The organism is Prosthecobacter algae, assembly GCF_039542385.1.
Taxonomy (GTDB): Bacteria; Verrucomicrobiota; Verrucomicrobiia; order Verrucomicrobiales; family Verrucomicrobiaceae; genus Prosthecobacter; species Prosthecobacter algae.
In genome coordinates this window covers 282,911-297,023 of the sequence record NZ_BAABIA010000005.1, presented here as the reverse complement: position 1 = coordinate 297,023, position 14,113 = coordinate 282,911, and the positions used below count along the sequence as shown (strand labels likewise).

Genomic DNA, 14,113 nt, shown 5'->3' with positions numbered 1-14,113 from the left:
GAGTCTCTGGCCTGCGGTCACTCCAGCGGAATGACTCGGCTGAAGAAGAGGGTCTCACCCTGCTTGATGGCGACTTCCTGGCCCAGCACATCGAAGTTCAACAGGACCTCTTCCTTTTTTGGAGTGTCGTCGAATTCGATCTCTCCTTCGGTCACGCTGTCGTCTTCCTCCACGACCAGCACACCGCGGGCCAGACCACCGATGACCACATCGTAGGAACCTTGCGAGAGGCCGCGTGCTTGCAGCTTGAAGCTGGCTCCTCCGTCTTCGTCCTTCTGAAAGGAGAAGCTGACGAGGCCCGATGCGCCTGAAGAGGCAAACAAGGAACCCTGAACCAGAAGGGGGGTGCTGACACTCCCACCGCCACCACCGACGGCAGAACCCGAGCCCAGGATGTGGGAGAACAGCACTTCTTTGCTGCTGTTGGCTATTTCAATGAGCTGACCGCGTGGATCGAATTTCAGCGAAACCTTTCCTGGTTCCGTCTTGGTACCAAACTCCACTTCCCCCTCAGGGCCATCGACGGTCTGCACCACACGGATGGAGGCGCGGTGCACTCCGCCGACCAGCAGGCTGTAAACACCCACCGGACTGTCTTCCATCTCCACCTTGAACCGGTGATAGCCCTTATTGTCCACCTCATAGCGAGCCTTGGCACTGGCGGCTGGCACCAGACCCGTGGACGTCAGATTTTCGTCCAGACGCGACTCGGTTTCCGGGGCGGGTCTTGTGGCCAGCACGGAGGGGTCAAACACCCCGGAGAAGAGGACGGTTTCATCCTGGCTGATGCTGAGGGTGGCCAAGAGGGGATCGAAATCCAGCAGCAGGGCTTCGCCGTCCGGTTGATTGCTGTATTCCAGTTCGCCAGATTCGCCAGTCACCACGATGACGCCTTTGCTAGCGCCATTGACGCTGAATTCATAACTGCCGGCAGGCACGCCTTCCACCTCCACAGAGAATTTCCGGACCGCTTTTTCGCTGACGGTCCATTTCGCCTTGGCCTGGCCGACAGTCTCATCGGAGGCCGGAGGGATCGGCAGCAGGTAGGCCGCTTTCTTGTCCGTGTTGGCGCCGAAGGATTGGGCCTTCATGGTGCCGGTGAAGAGGCTCGTTTCCCCCTGAACCAGATCCACGGTGGCCCCCCGAGGATCGAAGGTGAGGGGAATGGCTTTGGAGCCCGTCCTACCCGCTTCAAAAAATAGCTTCCCCCGTTTTTTAGCGATCGTCATTTCCGCCACTTCTTGTCCGCCCACCAAAAGCTTGCACAGGCCGTCCGGGGCATTGGACACATCCACCGTGAAACGTTTCACGCCCTTGGTATCCTGAGTGAAGCGGACCGAGGCCCGCGCTTTCGGGTTCTGGGTCAGATTGGTTAGGTAGGCCTGTTCGTTGACGGTGGAGCCAGCGCTTTCTCCCGCACCCGAAAAGATGCCTTCCAAGTGAGGCACTCCTTCTTTGACGATGGAAACCAAGGCACCACGAGGATCAAAATCCAGGGCGTCCTGACCCGATTTGGCCGGTGCACGGAATTCAATCCGGGCAGTCCCTTTGGAGGTGGTGGTGAAGGTGGCCTGCACCAGGTCATTCACCTTGAGGTCATAACTGCTGCTCGGAGCCAGCTTGGCGAGCTCAACTTTGAAAAGGGACTTTTTGACTCCAAAGGAGCCGCTCATTTTACCACTGGCATCCGCGTCTGCGGTGGTGGGAGACAGGGAAAAGCGCAGAGACGCAGAATCAGCCCAGAGGTTGCTGGGGGCTGAAACAGTCTGCATCACAATGAGGCAGGCGATGGCTAAACGAATTTGGCGCGAAGAGTGGATTTGCATGAATAAACACCACGATTTCATATTTATTTTGAAATCGAAATAAATAAGGTGGCGCGTATTTTGTCACGCTTTATGCGATGATTGCGATGCAGCACTGGGGGGCTCAAAGCTGCGAGCGGATGGGAATCATGATCCATTCCAGGAAACGATCCTTCCAGGACCGGGCTTCGAAATCGGCCATGAGATAGGGCTTCGACTTTTGCAGGTCGTCCCGGAAGATCTGGTCCATGGCGGCTCCAAAGCCGGTATCGTAAATGCTGATGTCGATCTCCTCATTGATCTGGGAGGACCGAGGATCAAGATTCGAAGTGCCAAACATGGAGAAGTGGCCATCCACGACCATGGTCTTGGAGTGGACCATGGTGGGGCTGTATTGGTAGATCTTCACGCCCGCCTCCAGCAGTTTGCCATAACTTTCGCTGCCGGCGGATTTCGTCGCTGGCTGGTCATTGTGCTTACCGGGAATGAGCAGCTTCACCTCCACACCGCGCTGGGTGGCCTCCGCCAGCAGATGCACGAAGTCGTCGCTGGGCGTGCAGTAGGGGTTGGTGATGTAGATGCTCTTTTTCGCAGCGGCGATGGCCACGGCCTGGAGTACGGGCATGGGGGCCACGGTGAAAGCGCGGGAGGTGACGACCTGGGCCATGAGCGTGCCGACTGGGGGAAGTGCAGGGAAATGATCTGGCCCGCTGAGGAGTTCCTCCGTAGCCTCTAACCAATGTTGCTGAAAGGCGGTCTGTAGCTTGGCCACGATGGGGCCTTCGAGTTGGCCATGCACCTCCCGCCAGTGATCCGCCGCATCGGCATTGCCCTGCCATTCATCGGCAAACCCGACGCCACCCGTGAAGCCGATTTTCCCATCCACCACCATCACGCGGCGGTGGGTGCGGCGGTTGATGCGGTCAAAGCGCAGGCCTTTGGCCGGGTGGTAGTAGGCCACCTGGCAGCCCGCGTGGCGCAGGCGGTCAATCTCTTCATTCTTGAGGCCGATGCCGGAGCCGATGCCATCCAGGAGGATGCGCACCTTCACGCCTTTGGCGGCCTGTTCGCAAAAGGCGTCCATGAACTGGGTGCCCACCTTGCCAGAGTGGAAGATGAAGGCCTCGAAGTTCAGGGTCTTCTTCGCACTGCGGATGGCCTGCAGCATGGCGGGGAAAATGCCGATGCCATTGTGCAGGAGGGTGATCTTGTTGCCGCCGATGGGCACGGGATCGGCGATGGCGTGGGCGGAGCCAAAGAAGGCGGGATCAGCCACGGCAAAGGTGTGCGGCGGGCGGTAGTCCATGACCTGCCGCCTCACAAAGAGGATGCTGTAGATGACGAAGCCGACGAGGAGAACGGCCAGCAGCTCCAGCCAGCCACGCACGGAGAGCCTGCCCCAGCGCCGCAGCAGCAGGTTGAAATAGCCTTCCTTCAGGCGGGTGCGCCGGTTTTTCTTCGGCGGGTCTGCGCTGGCGGCAGGCGGTTGGTCGCTCATGCCCTTACATCGTGTGGGGCATCCGCCTTGGCCGTGAGGTCAGCACAGGTAAAGACGGCCCCGCAGGGTTTCGAGGAAGAAGGCCGGTTTCATGAAACCAAACGTAATCTGTCAGCGGAGATTCAGGGCCGACCCCCGGCCTCTCTCCTCACCCTGGATTATGAACCGACCGCTTCTGAAGCTTTTATTCCGTCTTTTGTTAGGCCTGTTTTTCGTCGTTGCCGGGGTGAATCATTTTTTGAATCCGCAGGTGTACGTGGGGATGATCCCGCCCTATCTGCCCTATCCAGAAATGCTGAACTGGGTGAGCGGCGCGGCGGAGGTGGCGGGCGGTGTGGGCATCCTCATTCCACGCCTGCGCTGGCTGGCCGCGTGGGGCCTGGTGGCCCTGCTCATCGCCATTTTCCCGGCCAATGTGCACCTGGCCCTGAATGGCTGGGCGGCCCATGACATCCCGCGCTGGGTGCTGTGGGCGCGGCTGCCGCTGCAGGCCGTCTTCATCGCCTGGGTGTATTGGACTTGTTTGGCCAAACCTGCGCCGGGCAAGCTACGGTGAACGTGGCTTGGCCTAACCAAGGATCAAGGACTGGCGGGCACCAGCCCATGCTTGGCGGCAAAGGGGTCCCAGGCGGGGTCGCGATGCCATTCATGCTCGATTTGATCTGCCATCTTTTCCGCCAGACGACGGGTGTAAAGACGGCTGATGACGTGCAGCGTCATGTCAATACCGGCGGAAACACCGGAGGAAGTGACGATGTCCCCATCATCCACCCAGCGGGCCTGGGGCACCCACTTCACCTTCGGGCCCGGGCGCGTGGCGGCTTTCCAGTAGGCCTTGTTGGTGGTGGCCGGGCGTCCGTCCAGCAGACCGGCGGCTGCCAGGATGGAGGCTCCGTTGCAGACGGACATGGTGACCCGTGCGTTGCGGGAACGCCCGCGCAACCAAGCGAGGAGGGGCTCATCCTTCAGGGCCTTAAAGGCACCGAAGCCCCCAGGAACCAGCAGGAGATCCAGGGCCGGTGCATCCTGCAAGCCATGGGTGGCTACCGTTTCAGGACCCTGCGCACTCGCCACGGGCCCAGCCGTGACGGCGATGGTGACGATGCGGACCTGCGGCTTCAGGTTTCCCCAGAGCTCCAGCGGGCCGTAGGCGTCCAGCAGCTCAAAGCCGGGAAACAGCAGCACGCCTAACGTCAAGGGTGGCATGTCTTTGACCGGGGCCTGGCCAGAAGCTGGGTGGAACGAAACCAGGAGGAAGGCAAGGAGGGAAAGGAAGCGCACGCGCATGGGTGGCTTGGCGGCGGTCCTTGTATGACAGGACTGAATCTGCCTGCGGTGGCGCTTGCATCCCAGGCGGTCACCATGATAAAACCGCGCCATGAAGCTTTGGGCGATACTTCTCTTCGGCGGCTGGATGCTGGGCACGGCCTGGGCGGCAGAAACCCAGGAGCGCCCGGTCATCCGCGTGCTGCTGGAGACACTGCACCATCAGTCGCGCCTGATCCCCGGCAGGAATTTCAGCCAGACCATCATGGCCCAGGTGCTGAAGGAGCAGGGCGCGGAAGTGGAGGAATCTCACCGCGTGCTAGAGCGCGCGGAGGAGCTGACCGAGGCGGAGTTCTCAGCCTATGATTTGGTGGTCATGAACGGGCGTTACTCGGGCAAGCGGCAGCCGGACGTCTTTTCACCCGAAGTGATGAAGGCGCTGGATAACTACGTGATCAGCGGCGGTTACCTGCTGGTCATTTCCGGCGGCAGCGGCCTGGGGGCAGGGGTGAGCCTGCCATTCTACAATCCCCTCATGAGCCGCTACGGGGTGGAGGTGCTGCCGGGGCCAGGACGCACAGGCCCCGCCCTCACGCCCACATTGCGCGATCAGGAGCATCCCCTGGTGCGGGGCATCGAGGTGCTGTACCCCTGCCATGGCACGACGCTAAAACTGACCAATCGCGAGGCCGTGCCGCTGGCCTTTCTGGACAAGGAACCGTGCCTGGCCGTGGTGCCGCGCGGCTTTGGCTGGGTGATCATCCTGGGCGGTGGCAGCGGCTGGATGAACCAGGGCATGGACCCGGCGATTTCCACCAACAAGGGCCAGACGGAACGCATCGAGGCGAACCAGAAACTCATCCGCAATCTGGTGGACTGGCTGCAATTGCTGAAGCAGTCGCAGATGCGGGGGCGCTGATCGGGACGAAGGATCGCGCGCAACTTTCCTGACGGTGCCCAGTTTCAAATCGTTCCTTTAGCATCATGAATCCGCGCCTTCTCTGTCTGCTCGTCGCCTGTTTGGCGACCCTGGGTCATGCCCAGATCACCTCTGAAAACAATGACCGACTGCGGCAGGGGCTGAAGCGTTATCCGGCAGCCGATACGAACAAGGACGGCATTCTTTCTCTGGAGGAGGCGAAGGCCTATCTGGCAAAAAACAAACCCGGCCCTACACCGACGGAAAACAAACCTGGGGCGCTGAAGCCGGACGTGGCCGATGTGGCCTATGGCCCGCATGCGCGGCACAGGTTGGATCTTTACCTAACTAAAAAGGCGACCACGCCTGCGCCTCTGGTGCTGCTGATCCATGGTGGCGGTTTTCGCGCTGGTGACAAAAGCCGCTGGGCCAGTGACAAGACGGTGCAGGCCCTGCTGAATCGGGGCATCTCCTGTGCGGCCATCAACTACCCCTTCCTCACGGACAAGCCCATCCAGGACATTCTGCGCGACTGCGCCCGGTCCGTGCAGTTTCTGCGCGCGCATGCTGGAGATTGGAATTTGGACAAGACACGCTTTGCCTCCATGGGCAGCTCCGCAGGTGCAGGCACATCTCTCTGGCTGGCCACCCGCGATGACCTGGCTGACCCGAAAGCGGAGGACCCGGTGCTGCGTGAATCCACCCGCCTCGTCTGCGCCGTGTGCAATGCCACGCAGGCGACTTACGATGTCTCGCGCTGGGAGTCCTTCATGGGCCCGGCGAAGCCTGAATTCGGCACCAGCCCGCTGGAGGCCGCCCTCTTTTACCACCTGCCCTCCATCGAGGCGATGACCACGGAATCTGGCAAGGCCATCCGGCGTGAGTGCGACATGCTGGCCTGGATCACCCGTGATGATCCGCCCCTGCTCGTGAACAACTCCCAGGTGGTGGCGGCCCCGACGAACCGGGGCGAGTGGCTGCACTGCATTCACCATGCCCGGGCCGTGCATCAGCAATGCGTCACCGCCCAGGTGCCCTGCATCGTCCTTCAGGATCAAGAAGGGCCCAAGACGAACATCACCGCCTTCCTTGTCCAGCATCTGCTGGCGGAGGCGGAGTGAGCGAGACTTCGATGAGGTCTGATCTCAGAGGTGCTGGCCGCCGCCAGAGCCGCCGACATCCTTGCCCATGTGCTGGCGGTAGGCCGCGCGATCCTTGGCCAAGGTGAGGGCTTCTTTGACGGAGATATGGGGCTTATCCACGTCCTTATTGTCGCCTTCACCTCTGAGGAGGCGCATGGCACGTTTATGGTCGGCGAATCCATCAATCGTGTCTTGCCTCACGCCTGCATCTGCGAGCTTTTGCTTCCTGTCCTGACCATGCTGCAGCAGCTTGTCGAGGGAGGCTTGCGCGCTTTGATTGACGGTGTTTACAAAGTCAGCCTTCTGAGCATCGGTGAGGGTGATGGGCGGTCTTCCCTGGGCTGTTGCGGCCTTGTTACCCTCCTGGATCATGCGGTCTAAGACTGCCGCCACTTCCTTCTCAAACTCTTCGGGTTTCATCGCAGCCAGACTGCTATGCTGCCAATCATCCGTCTTCATGCCAAAGAGCTTGCTGCTGCTCGCATTCAACCCAGCCACCAATTCATTATCAATGGGTGTCACCACCAAATCCGGGCCGGTGCCATCAATGATCAGGTTTCCTGGATTGTACCAGCCCTCCAGCTTACCTCTTTTTTCCACGGCGAAGGCGCGGTCTGGATTGGCCATGAAGGCATCGGCTGCGAGGATCTTGCCGAGCTGTTCCTGAAACTCAGGCTGGGTCAGCATGGCTGCGGCTCCAGGGGAATCCAGGCGGTCTTGCAAGGACTCTCCTTTGGCGAAAGCCATCTCCACCACATGCGGGCGGATGTTGGCTCTCAACCCCTCGGCTAGTTTCTGCGCCGCTGGGTTGATGTGTGAGATGGAATCGGCTTGGTCTGCCAAGCTATTCCTGGCAGGATTGTCATAGGCGGCGATGGCGGGTGCGTTGACTTGGGCCTCTGCGAGGATCTGCGCCGCAGCGACGTTGGCCGCAGGATTTTCGTTCTGCAATTTGACCACGGTGGAGGCCCCATCGCCATAGGTCACCTTAAAGACCTCTCCACGTTTGCCCGCCTGGAGCTCGTTCACGTCCGTGACACTCTTGGCCAGGAGGCTCACCTTGAGGGCGGCGGAGTCAAAAGCTTGCTTGGTAGCGTCTTTGATTTGGTTGTCGCTGAGGGTGATCCCTTGGGCCTTGGCATGGGAGATTTGTTCGGCGATGGCGGCGCGCACCTCGTTTGCCACCATCTGCTTGCCTTCCGGGCGTAGGGCGAGGGCGGCGACCCGTGAAAAGTGGGTATCGAGGGCAGCCGGGGAGGTGTGTTTTTGCGTGGCCTCCTGGTGCCAGGAGTCGCGGATTTGCCCCAGCATTTGGTCCACGGGGAGACCCGTCTTGCCGGCCACTCCTGCGCGGATCTGCCGTTGCAGTTCTGGGCTGACGGGCTGCCCCGTCGCGCGCTGGAGAGCATCCTGCACTTCCTGAGCGGCCCTGTCGAACTTGTCGTTGCGGCCTAGAAAGCGACCAAAGAAACCTTCGGAGTGGTCCTTGGTCCGCACCTGACCTGCCTGATCCGAGCGAATTTGATGGTCGGTGCTTCCAGTGAGGCTCTGTTGCAACTGGTCAAAGCTGAGGTTTTGGGTGTTGAGGGAAGGCATGGAGGAAAGTGCTAACCAGAAATCTTCCGTTTGTGACAGGCGCTAACCTGCGTGCCTGCTGTCGGTCTCAAAAGACGGAATCGAGGGAGCGGGGCGAGGCTTTAGGTGCTGGTATCGTTTTGTGAATAAACAGGATGATGCCCAAGCACCCAATGCAAGGCTTTGCGCCGTTCCTCCATGATCCCGCCCGTACGCCGGAAAGACTCGGGGGAGCTATCGGCGATGGCTTGGCCATGCAGTTCCAGGTCGTTGTTCTTTAAACGTGCGAGAGACAGATCCATGGGCCCGCACCACGCTGTGGGGGCAAAGGCGACAAAGTCCATGGCCTTGCCATCCAGCGAGAACTGCCGGATGCGCCAGTGAATGGCGAGCATCTGAAACGACAATTCTTCCAGCTCCTCAAGACTCCGCAGTACAGGGGTGAGTTGCCCATTTTCGGCTTTATGGGCGACTTCATAGAGCCCGTCCACCTGGACTTCCTGGTCATAGGCAGGCAGTTCCGCTAGCTTCAGTGCCCACGCGAGGATGATGGCCCCTTCAGATTGCCAAGGAAGCTTCCATTTCAATTTTTCAGGCAGAGCATCCACTGGGGTTTCCAGGGCCTCAGCCTCCGACGGTTCGGCCTCCTCCCACACACCGTTGCTTTTCAAATGAGCGATCATCTCCTGACGGTATTCTTCAGCCTCGGCAGCCCCTTCCATGAAGCCGCGCTGAGTTAAACTGCACATCAGCAAAAAGCGTTTGAAGATCTGGTCCTGAGTCGGGGGATCGGAGAGCTCCTCTTCATCGTAACCCGCTGCTGCTAGAATGTTTTTAACACGTTCATCCACACTCAGGGAGTGGTTCTCAGGCAACTGAGCTTCCGGATCATGCTCGCCATCTGCATCCAAGATGACACGGCCTGACGAGTCTAGCAGGCGGCCAGGAAGAAAGACGACTCCATGGACTTGGCTCGCCATTTCATACACCAAGGCCAGCCGGGGATCGCCCTCTTCAGGCTCCCCATCCAGCATGAAATTGAAGGCAAAACGTAGGCCCGGTAGGTATTCAAACAGGTCTGCTCGATCCATCGCATTGGGGAAAGTCTGAAAGTAACCCTGCATGCCTAACAACTGCCGCGACCAATCCTCGCCTCCATAATAATCGGGATCATGACGTGCCTTCATGGTCAGCGCTTTTTTCAGCCAGCCCCGTTTAAACGTCAGATGAACTTCCGACCATGTGCCATCGGCAAGACGGGTGACTTTGGCATCGGGCACCCGTTCCAGAAGCTTGGCCAGGGTGCCTTCTGGGTCCAGGTGTTGGCTGAAAATATTGATGGGAGGAAAGGGCATATTTCCCCCCAACCTGCAAAAAGAACCTATCGCGCGTCAAGCCAAGATCACTTCACCAAGTGGAAAGCCTCGGCGGCATTGTCGGGCTGGTGGAAGCTGGACCAGGTGTAGTCGAAGACATACTCCGTCTTTTGCTCGGCAGACCAGGTGATGCGCAACTTGTTGTTAGCCAGGGTTTCCCAGGTGGGGGCGCCCTCCAGGCCGGGGCCGGTGAGGGTGCTGCTGGCGTGGAACTGGATCTCGCCCTTTTCACCTTTCCAGCGGGTGGCCAGGAGCCAGGTGCGTAGCTCGCTCAGGTCCTGGGGGCCGTAAAAGCTCTCGGGTAGCACGTGCTCGTTTTCGCCGCGATGTTGCTCACGGCGCACGCCGTCCTTCATGTACACGATGTGCAGCGCCTTGTTCCAGTAGGGGTTCGGGTCGTTGCCGAGATCGGGAGGGGTCACGGCAAACAGGCGCCGTTTCACCTCCACATGCTCTTTCACCGCAGCGGTGACATCGGCGTTTTTACCGCCGGTACCGTAGATGGCGGAGAGGATCTGCACGGGCCAGCGTGTGGGCGCAAGCATGGGCGGGGCAGGAGGTGTTGAAACAGGTTTGGTTAGGCGGGGCTGGCTTTGGAGGTCTTCCAAAACGACTTCCATGGGGCGGCAAGCGCCTGGGGTAGGTGTGAGTGCAGCGAGGGCCACAGGAGGCGGGGTGCTTTCTGCCGCCACATACTTGATCCACGTGGAGGAGCTGCCGCCCCAGAGAGCTTTGCCAGGGAAGCTGGGGCCGGCGAATTTCTGCATGAAGCCGTCGCCCTCCTTCCAGGGTTTGGCGATGCTGCTGGCCCGCTGCGAGGTGCCGCTGTTTTTCTGGCGGATGAAAGTCTGGGCCTGGGCGGGATCATCGCAGACGCTCCATTCGGGCGAGGTGGGATCAGAGACAAAACCGTAGCGGTCCGGCGAGAGCAGGCCGGCGACGGCAAAGTAGCGCGAGCCCTCCCAGCGCAGGCGGTTGTGCACGACCTGGAAGACTAGCCAGTCGCCCGGCCGGATGTCCACGGCGATGCGTTCCACCGTGGCGCCGAAGTGCTCGTGCAGGAGGCTGCGTTTGGAATCGTGGATCTTTTTACCGTTGAGGTAAGCCTCGACGATGTAGTCATTGGTGGCGGTGATGAGTTCGGCGGCGCGCAGTCGGGCAGGCGGAGTGGCGGCGATGCGGCTGGCCTCTGTCTCGGTGTGGCTCAGCAGATCCGGCGGGATAGGGCTCATTTCGGTCTGGCCCGGAGGTTTCCACTGGATGTGGATGCCTTCGCTGCCGCCGCGCGATTCCACCACGCCGATGGAGGTGAATTTCACCCGGCCCTTTTTCAGCGGGATGGTGGTGACGGTGCTGTCGCCATCGCGAAAGCTGCAAACGATGCGGTCATTGATCAGGAGAGTGTTGCGGTCGTAAAAGCTGCGGGAGGAAAAGGCATAGTCGCCATCCTGGGTGATTTCCAGGAAGCCGCTGGCGATGGCGTTGCGCTCCGTGTTCCACTTCCAGGGGTAAAGGGATTTGGCGATCTCCAGCTGCCCGGTGGGCGGGCCAAAGTCCTCCGGTGCCAGATGAAACTGGGTCTGGTCATTCGCCTGGGCCGCATGGCGTGGGTACTCCTGAATGAGCAGGCCGGGGGCCTGGCTGCGGGGAGCGGTGGCTGCCGAGGCGAGGCTGGGCAGTAGTGCTCCCACGAGGAGCAGGGTGAAAATCGCTTTCATGGTTAGGGTGCGTATTTTTGCCTAACCAGGATTGTTAAAGCAAGGCTGGATTTGGGGAAATGCGACGGCCCCTCCCTGGCGGTGATCCGCAGGAAGAGGCCGTTTTTGAGGCAGATCACTGCGCGCCTGCGGTGGGGCGGATGATCATTTCGTTCACATCCACGTCGGCAGGCTGGTCAATGACGTAACCGATGGCGCGGGCGATGGCGTCGGGTTTGAGGGCGATCTGGCGGAACTCGGCCATGGCCTCGCGGGTGCTAGGGTCGGAGATGGTATCGGCGAGTTCAGACTCCACCACACCGGGGGAGATGATGGTCACGCGCACGTCCTTGTTTTCCAGGCGCAGCCCTTCGGAGATGGCGCGTACGGCATACTTGGTGCCGCAGTAAACGGCACAGGTGGCCCACACTTGGTGTCCGCCGATGGAGGAGAGATTGATGACGTGGCCGCGCTTTCTCGCCTGCATGCCGGGCAGCACGGCGGCGATGCCATGGAGCACGCCGCGGATGTTCACGTCAATCATGCGGTTCCACTCCTCCACCTTCAGCTCATGGAGCGGTGAGAGGGGCATGACGCCGGCGTTGTTGATGATGACATCGGGCGGGCCGAATTTTTCTTCGGCATAGGCGGCAAAGGCCTGCATGTCTTCGAGGCTCGTTACGTCGAGGGCGCGGTATTCGGCGGCACCACCCGAACTGCGGATTTCCTGGGCGAGTTTTTCCAGGCGATCTGTGCGGCGTGCACCGAGGACGACGCGGTGGCCCAGGGTGGCCAGGTGACGGGCGGTGGCTTCGCCGATGCCACTGCTGGCGCCGGTGATGAGGATGACTTTGGATGTGCTCATGATGGTCTTAATGATGGGTGTTGAATGACTGTTAGTTAGGGGGGTTACAGAAACATGCCGCCGGAGGGTTCCAGGCGCTGGGCATTCACCCAGCGGCCTTCTTCGGAACAGAGGAAGGCGACCACGCCGCCGATGTCGTCCGGCACACCGATGCGGCCGAGGGCGATCTGGGAGGCGAGGAAGTCCTTCATGCCGGGGTGTCCCAGCGCCTCCTGGGTGAAGTCGGTTTCGATGACGCCAGGGGCGACCACATTGGCGCGGATGCGGCGCGGGCCCAGCTCCTTGGCGAGGTAACGGGTGAAGACCTCGATGCCGCCTTTCATTGCCGCATAGGCGGAATAACCAGGAACGCTGAAGCGGGCCAGGCCGGTGGAGAGATTAACGATGGCCCCGCCATCGGCGAGCACGGGCAGCAGCTTCTGCGTGAGGAAGTACACGCCCTTGAGGTGGATGTTGAAGAGCGCGTCGAAGTCTTCCTCCGTCGTCTCGGCAAAGGGAGCCCTGGAATCAATGCCTGCATTGTTCACCAGGAAGTGGAAATGGGAGGTCTGCCACTGTTCGGCAAGCGTCTGCTGGAGAGCTGCGGTGAAGTGTGCAAAGCCCTTTGTATCCCCCACCTCCAGCGGGATGGCGGCAGCTTTGCGGCCTAACGATTCGAGTTCAGCAACGACTGCCTCAGCTTCGCTTTGGCGGCTGCGGTAGGTGAGGATGATGTCGGCTCCGCTGCGGGCGAGCTGGAGGGCGATGTTGCGGCCTAGGCCGCGACTTCCGCCGGTGACGAGGGCGATTTTTTGATTCAGGCCGTTCATAAGTTTGTGCAGTGAAGGGTGAGTGTGTGGTGTCCCGTTTGGGTGATTTGGAACTGGGCAGACCTTGCCTCATTGCCACCTCGAAAAACAAGGCACGTTCATCCGAGAAACTTGCCTGATTCTCTGAATGAAGGTGAATTTGGTGGAAAAATGGGGCAAAGGGTTGCCTGATACTGCCAATGAAAAGGAAAAATCCATTGGTCGTTTCAGCCAATCCAAACCCCCTGGCCGCCGTGCTTCAGGGGCTGGTGAAGGAAGAAGGATTCGGTGTTTCCAATCTGCCTGAGGTGCGCCTCATGCATTCGACGGAGACCTATCCCAGCGCGCCCGTTTCGTATGAGCCGAGCATCGTCATCGTCGCTCAGGGGCACAAGCATGGCAGGCTGGGAGACCGGGTCTTCACCTATGATGCCAGCAACTACCTGGTGCTGTCCCTGCCGCTGCCGTTTGAGTGCGAGACCATCGGCTCTCCTGAGGAACCGATGCTGGGCATGGCGGTGCGGGTGAATCCCACGACCATCGCGGAGCTGCTGCTGGAGATGGACACGCCGCCTTCGGCCATTGCCTCTCCTGAGTACGCGATTGATGCTATGCCGCTGACGGCGGAGCTGGGGGATGCGGCCTTGCGTCTGGCGCGTTGCCTCCAATCCCCGGATGAGGCGCGCATCTTGGGGCCCCACATCATCCGCGAGATGACCTACCGTGCGCTCTGTGGCGGCCAGGGGCCTGCGCTGCGTGCGCTGGCCACGCCGCAGAGCAGCTTTGGCCAGATCGCCCGGGCGATGCGGCGCATCCACCTGGACTTTGGCGAGACGCTGGACGTGGCCTCGCTGGCCCGGGAGGCTGGCATGAGCGTCTCCACCTTTCACGCGCATTTCAAGGCGGTGACGTCTTACCCCCCGCTGCGTTATTTGCAGACCATCCGTTTGCACAAGGCACAGGTCTTCATGGTCAATGGCATGGCCGTGGCGGAGGCGGCCAACCGCGTGGGTTATGAAAGCCCGTCGCAATTCAGCCGTGAGTTCAAACGTCTGTTTGGCGGCACGCCGAAGGATGTCACCGCGCGTTCTCGGATCGCCCTTTCTATGTTTTCGTGACTTTTGGATGGGCGAAAAGGAAGGTCTTTTTTTGGGAGAGGTCCACAGGGCCGATTTCCTGCGT

Annotated in this window: 12 protein-coding genes; 4 read left to right on the top strand and 8 right to left on the bottom strand. The window is 60.4% G+C overall.

What is annotated here, in order from left to right; translation table 11 throughout:
• Positions 1-17: 17 nt before the first annotated feature.
• The gene (locus ABEB25_RS13540) at positions 18-1,826 is read right to left on the bottom strand and encodes a hypothetical protein (protein ID WP_345736947.1); all 1,809 of its coding nucleotides are present in this window, start codon (positions 1,824-1,826) and stop codon (positions 18-20) included.
• A gap of 103 nt (positions 1,827-1,929) precedes the next feature.
• Positions 1,930-3,303 (bottom strand): phospholipase D-like domain-containing protein, encoded by a 1,374-nt coding sequence (locus tag ABEB25_RS13535; protein WP_345736946.1) that lies wholly within the window; start codon positions 3,301-3,303, stop codon positions 1,930-1,932.
• A gap of 160 nt (positions 3,304-3,463) precedes the next feature.
• Between ABEB25_RS13535 and ABEB25_RS13530 the strand changes: the two genes are divergently transcribed.
• Positions 3,464-3,859, top strand: a complete 396-nt coding sequence (locus ABEB25_RS13530) for a DoxX family protein (RefSeq protein ID WP_345736945.1) — start codon at positions 3,464-3,466, stop codon at positions 3,857-3,859.
• Positions 3,860-3,882: 23 nt separating this feature from the next.
• Here ABEB25_RS13530 and ABEB25_RS13525 read toward each other — a convergent pair whose 3' ends face one another.
• Positions 3,883-4,590 carry a DJ-1/PfpI family protein gene (locus tag ABEB25_RS13525; RefSeq protein ID WP_345736944.1) on the bottom strand — a complete coding sequence of 236 codons (708 nt, stop codon included), beginning with the start codon at positions 4,588-4,590 and terminating at the stop codon, positions 3,883-3,885.
• A 91-nt stretch (positions 4,591-4,681) separates the two neighbouring features.
• Between ABEB25_RS13525 and ABEB25_RS13520 the strand changes: the two genes are divergently transcribed.
• Positions 4,682-5,488 carry a hypothetical protein gene (locus ABEB25_RS13520; protein ID WP_345736943.1) on the top strand — a complete coding sequence of 269 codons (807 nt, stop codon included), beginning with the start codon at positions 4,682-4,684 and terminating at the stop codon, positions 5,486-5,488.
• A gap of 65 nt (positions 5,489-5,553) precedes the next feature.
• The gene (locus ABEB25_RS13515) at positions 5,554-6,609 is read left to right on the top strand and encodes an alpha/beta hydrolase fold domain-containing protein (RefSeq protein ID WP_345736942.1); all 1,056 of its coding nucleotides are present in this window, start codon (positions 5,554-5,556) and stop codon (positions 6,607-6,609) included.
• 24 nt (positions 6,610-6,633) lie between these two features.
• Here ABEB25_RS13515 and ABEB25_RS13510 read toward each other — a convergent pair whose 3' ends face one another.
• The 5 genes from ABEB25_RS13510 to ABEB25_RS13490 form a co-directional block, all read right to left on the bottom strand.
• The gene (locus tag ABEB25_RS13510; protein ID WP_345736941.1) at positions 6,634-8,226 is read right to left on the bottom strand and encodes a hypothetical protein; all 1,593 of its coding nucleotides are present in this window, start codon (positions 8,224-8,226) and stop codon (positions 6,634-6,636) included.
• A gap of 101 nt (positions 8,227-8,327) precedes the next feature.
• Entirely contained in the window at positions 8,328-9,560 is a 1,233-nt protein-coding gene (locus ABEB25_RS13505; protein WP_345736940.1) for a DUF4272 domain-containing protein, read from the bottom strand.
• A 47-nt stretch (positions 9,561-9,607) separates the two neighbouring features.
• The gene (locus ABEB25_RS13500; RefSeq protein ID WP_345736939.1) at positions 9,608-11,299 is read right to left on the bottom strand and encodes a hypothetical protein; all 1,692 of its coding nucleotides are present in this window, start codon (positions 11,297-11,299) and stop codon (positions 9,608-9,610) included.
• Positions 11,300-11,414: 115 nt separating this feature from the next.
• Positions 11,415-12,143: an SDR family oxidoreductase gene (locus tag ABEB25_RS13495; RefSeq protein ID WP_345736938.1), complete on the bottom strand. Its 729-nt coding sequence runs from the start codon at positions 12,141-12,143 to the stop codon at positions 11,415-11,417.
• A gap of 44 nt (positions 12,144-12,187) precedes the next feature.
• Positions 12,188-12,952: an SDR family NAD(P)-dependent oxidoreductase gene (locus ABEB25_RS13490; RefSeq protein ID WP_345736937.1), complete on the bottom strand. Its 765-nt coding sequence runs from the start codon at positions 12,950-12,952 to the stop codon at positions 12,188-12,190.
• A gap of 179 nt (positions 12,953-13,131) precedes the next feature.
• On the opposite strand from ABEB25_RS13490, the gene ABEB25_RS13485 reads away from it, so the two are divergent.
• Positions 13,132-14,049, top strand: coding sequence for an AraC family transcriptional regulator (locus ABEB25_RS13485; RefSeq protein ID WP_345736936.1), 918 nt, complete (start codon positions 13,132-13,134; stop codon positions 14,047-14,049).
• The last annotated feature ends 64 nt before the right edge of the window (positions 14,050-14,113 follow it).

Bases quoted from the DNA above. Each gene is read 5' to 3' on its own strand.
- ABEB25_RS13530 (WP_345736945.1), top strand. From the start codon at position 3,464: ATGAACCGACCGCTTCTGAAGCTTTTATTCCGTCTTTTGTTAGGCCTG.
- ABEB25_RS13505 (WP_345736940.1), bottom strand. From the start codon at position 9,560: ATGCCCTTTCCTCCCATCAATATTTTCAGCCAACACCTGGACCCAGAA.
- ABEB25_RS13535 (WP_345736946.1), bottom strand. From the start codon at position 3,303: ATGAGCGACCAACCGCCTGCCGCCAGCGCAGACCCGCCGAAGAAAAAC.
- ABEB25_RS13540 (WP_345736947.1), bottom strand. From the start codon at position 1,826: ATGCAAATCCACTCTTCGCGCCAAATTCGTTTAGCCATCGCCTGCCTC.
- ABEB25_RS13490 (WP_345736937.1), bottom strand. From the start codon at position 12,952: ATGAACGGCCTGAATCAAAAAATCGCCCTCGTCACCGGCGGAAGTCGC.
- ABEB25_RS13495 (WP_345736938.1), bottom strand. From the start codon at position 12,143: ATGAGCACATCCAAAGTCATCCTCATCACCGGCGCCAGCAGTGGCATC.
- ABEB25_RS13500 (WP_345736939.1), bottom strand. From the start codon at position 11,299: ATGAAAGCGATTTTCACCCTGCTCCTCGTGGGAGCACTACTGCCCAGC.
- ABEB25_RS13510 (WP_345736941.1), bottom strand. From the start codon at position 8,226: ATGCCTTCCCTCAACACCCAAAACCTCAGCTTTGACCAGTTGCAACAG.
- ABEB25_RS13520 (WP_345736943.1), top strand. From the start codon at position 4,682: ATGAAGCTTTGGGCGATACTTCTCTTCGGCGGCTGGATGCTGGGCACG.
- ABEB25_RS13515 (WP_345736942.1), top strand. From the start codon at position 5,554: ATGAATCCGCGCCTTCTCTGTCTGCTCGTCGCCTGTTTGGCGACCCTG.
- ABEB25_RS13525 (WP_345736944.1), bottom strand. From the start codon at position 4,590: ATGCGCGTGCGCTTCCTTTCCCTCCTTGCCTTCCTCCTGGTTTCGTTC.
- ABEB25_RS13485 (WP_345736936.1), top strand. From the start codon at position 13,132: ATGAAAAGGAAAAATCCATTGGTCGTTTCAGCCAATCCAAACCCCCTG.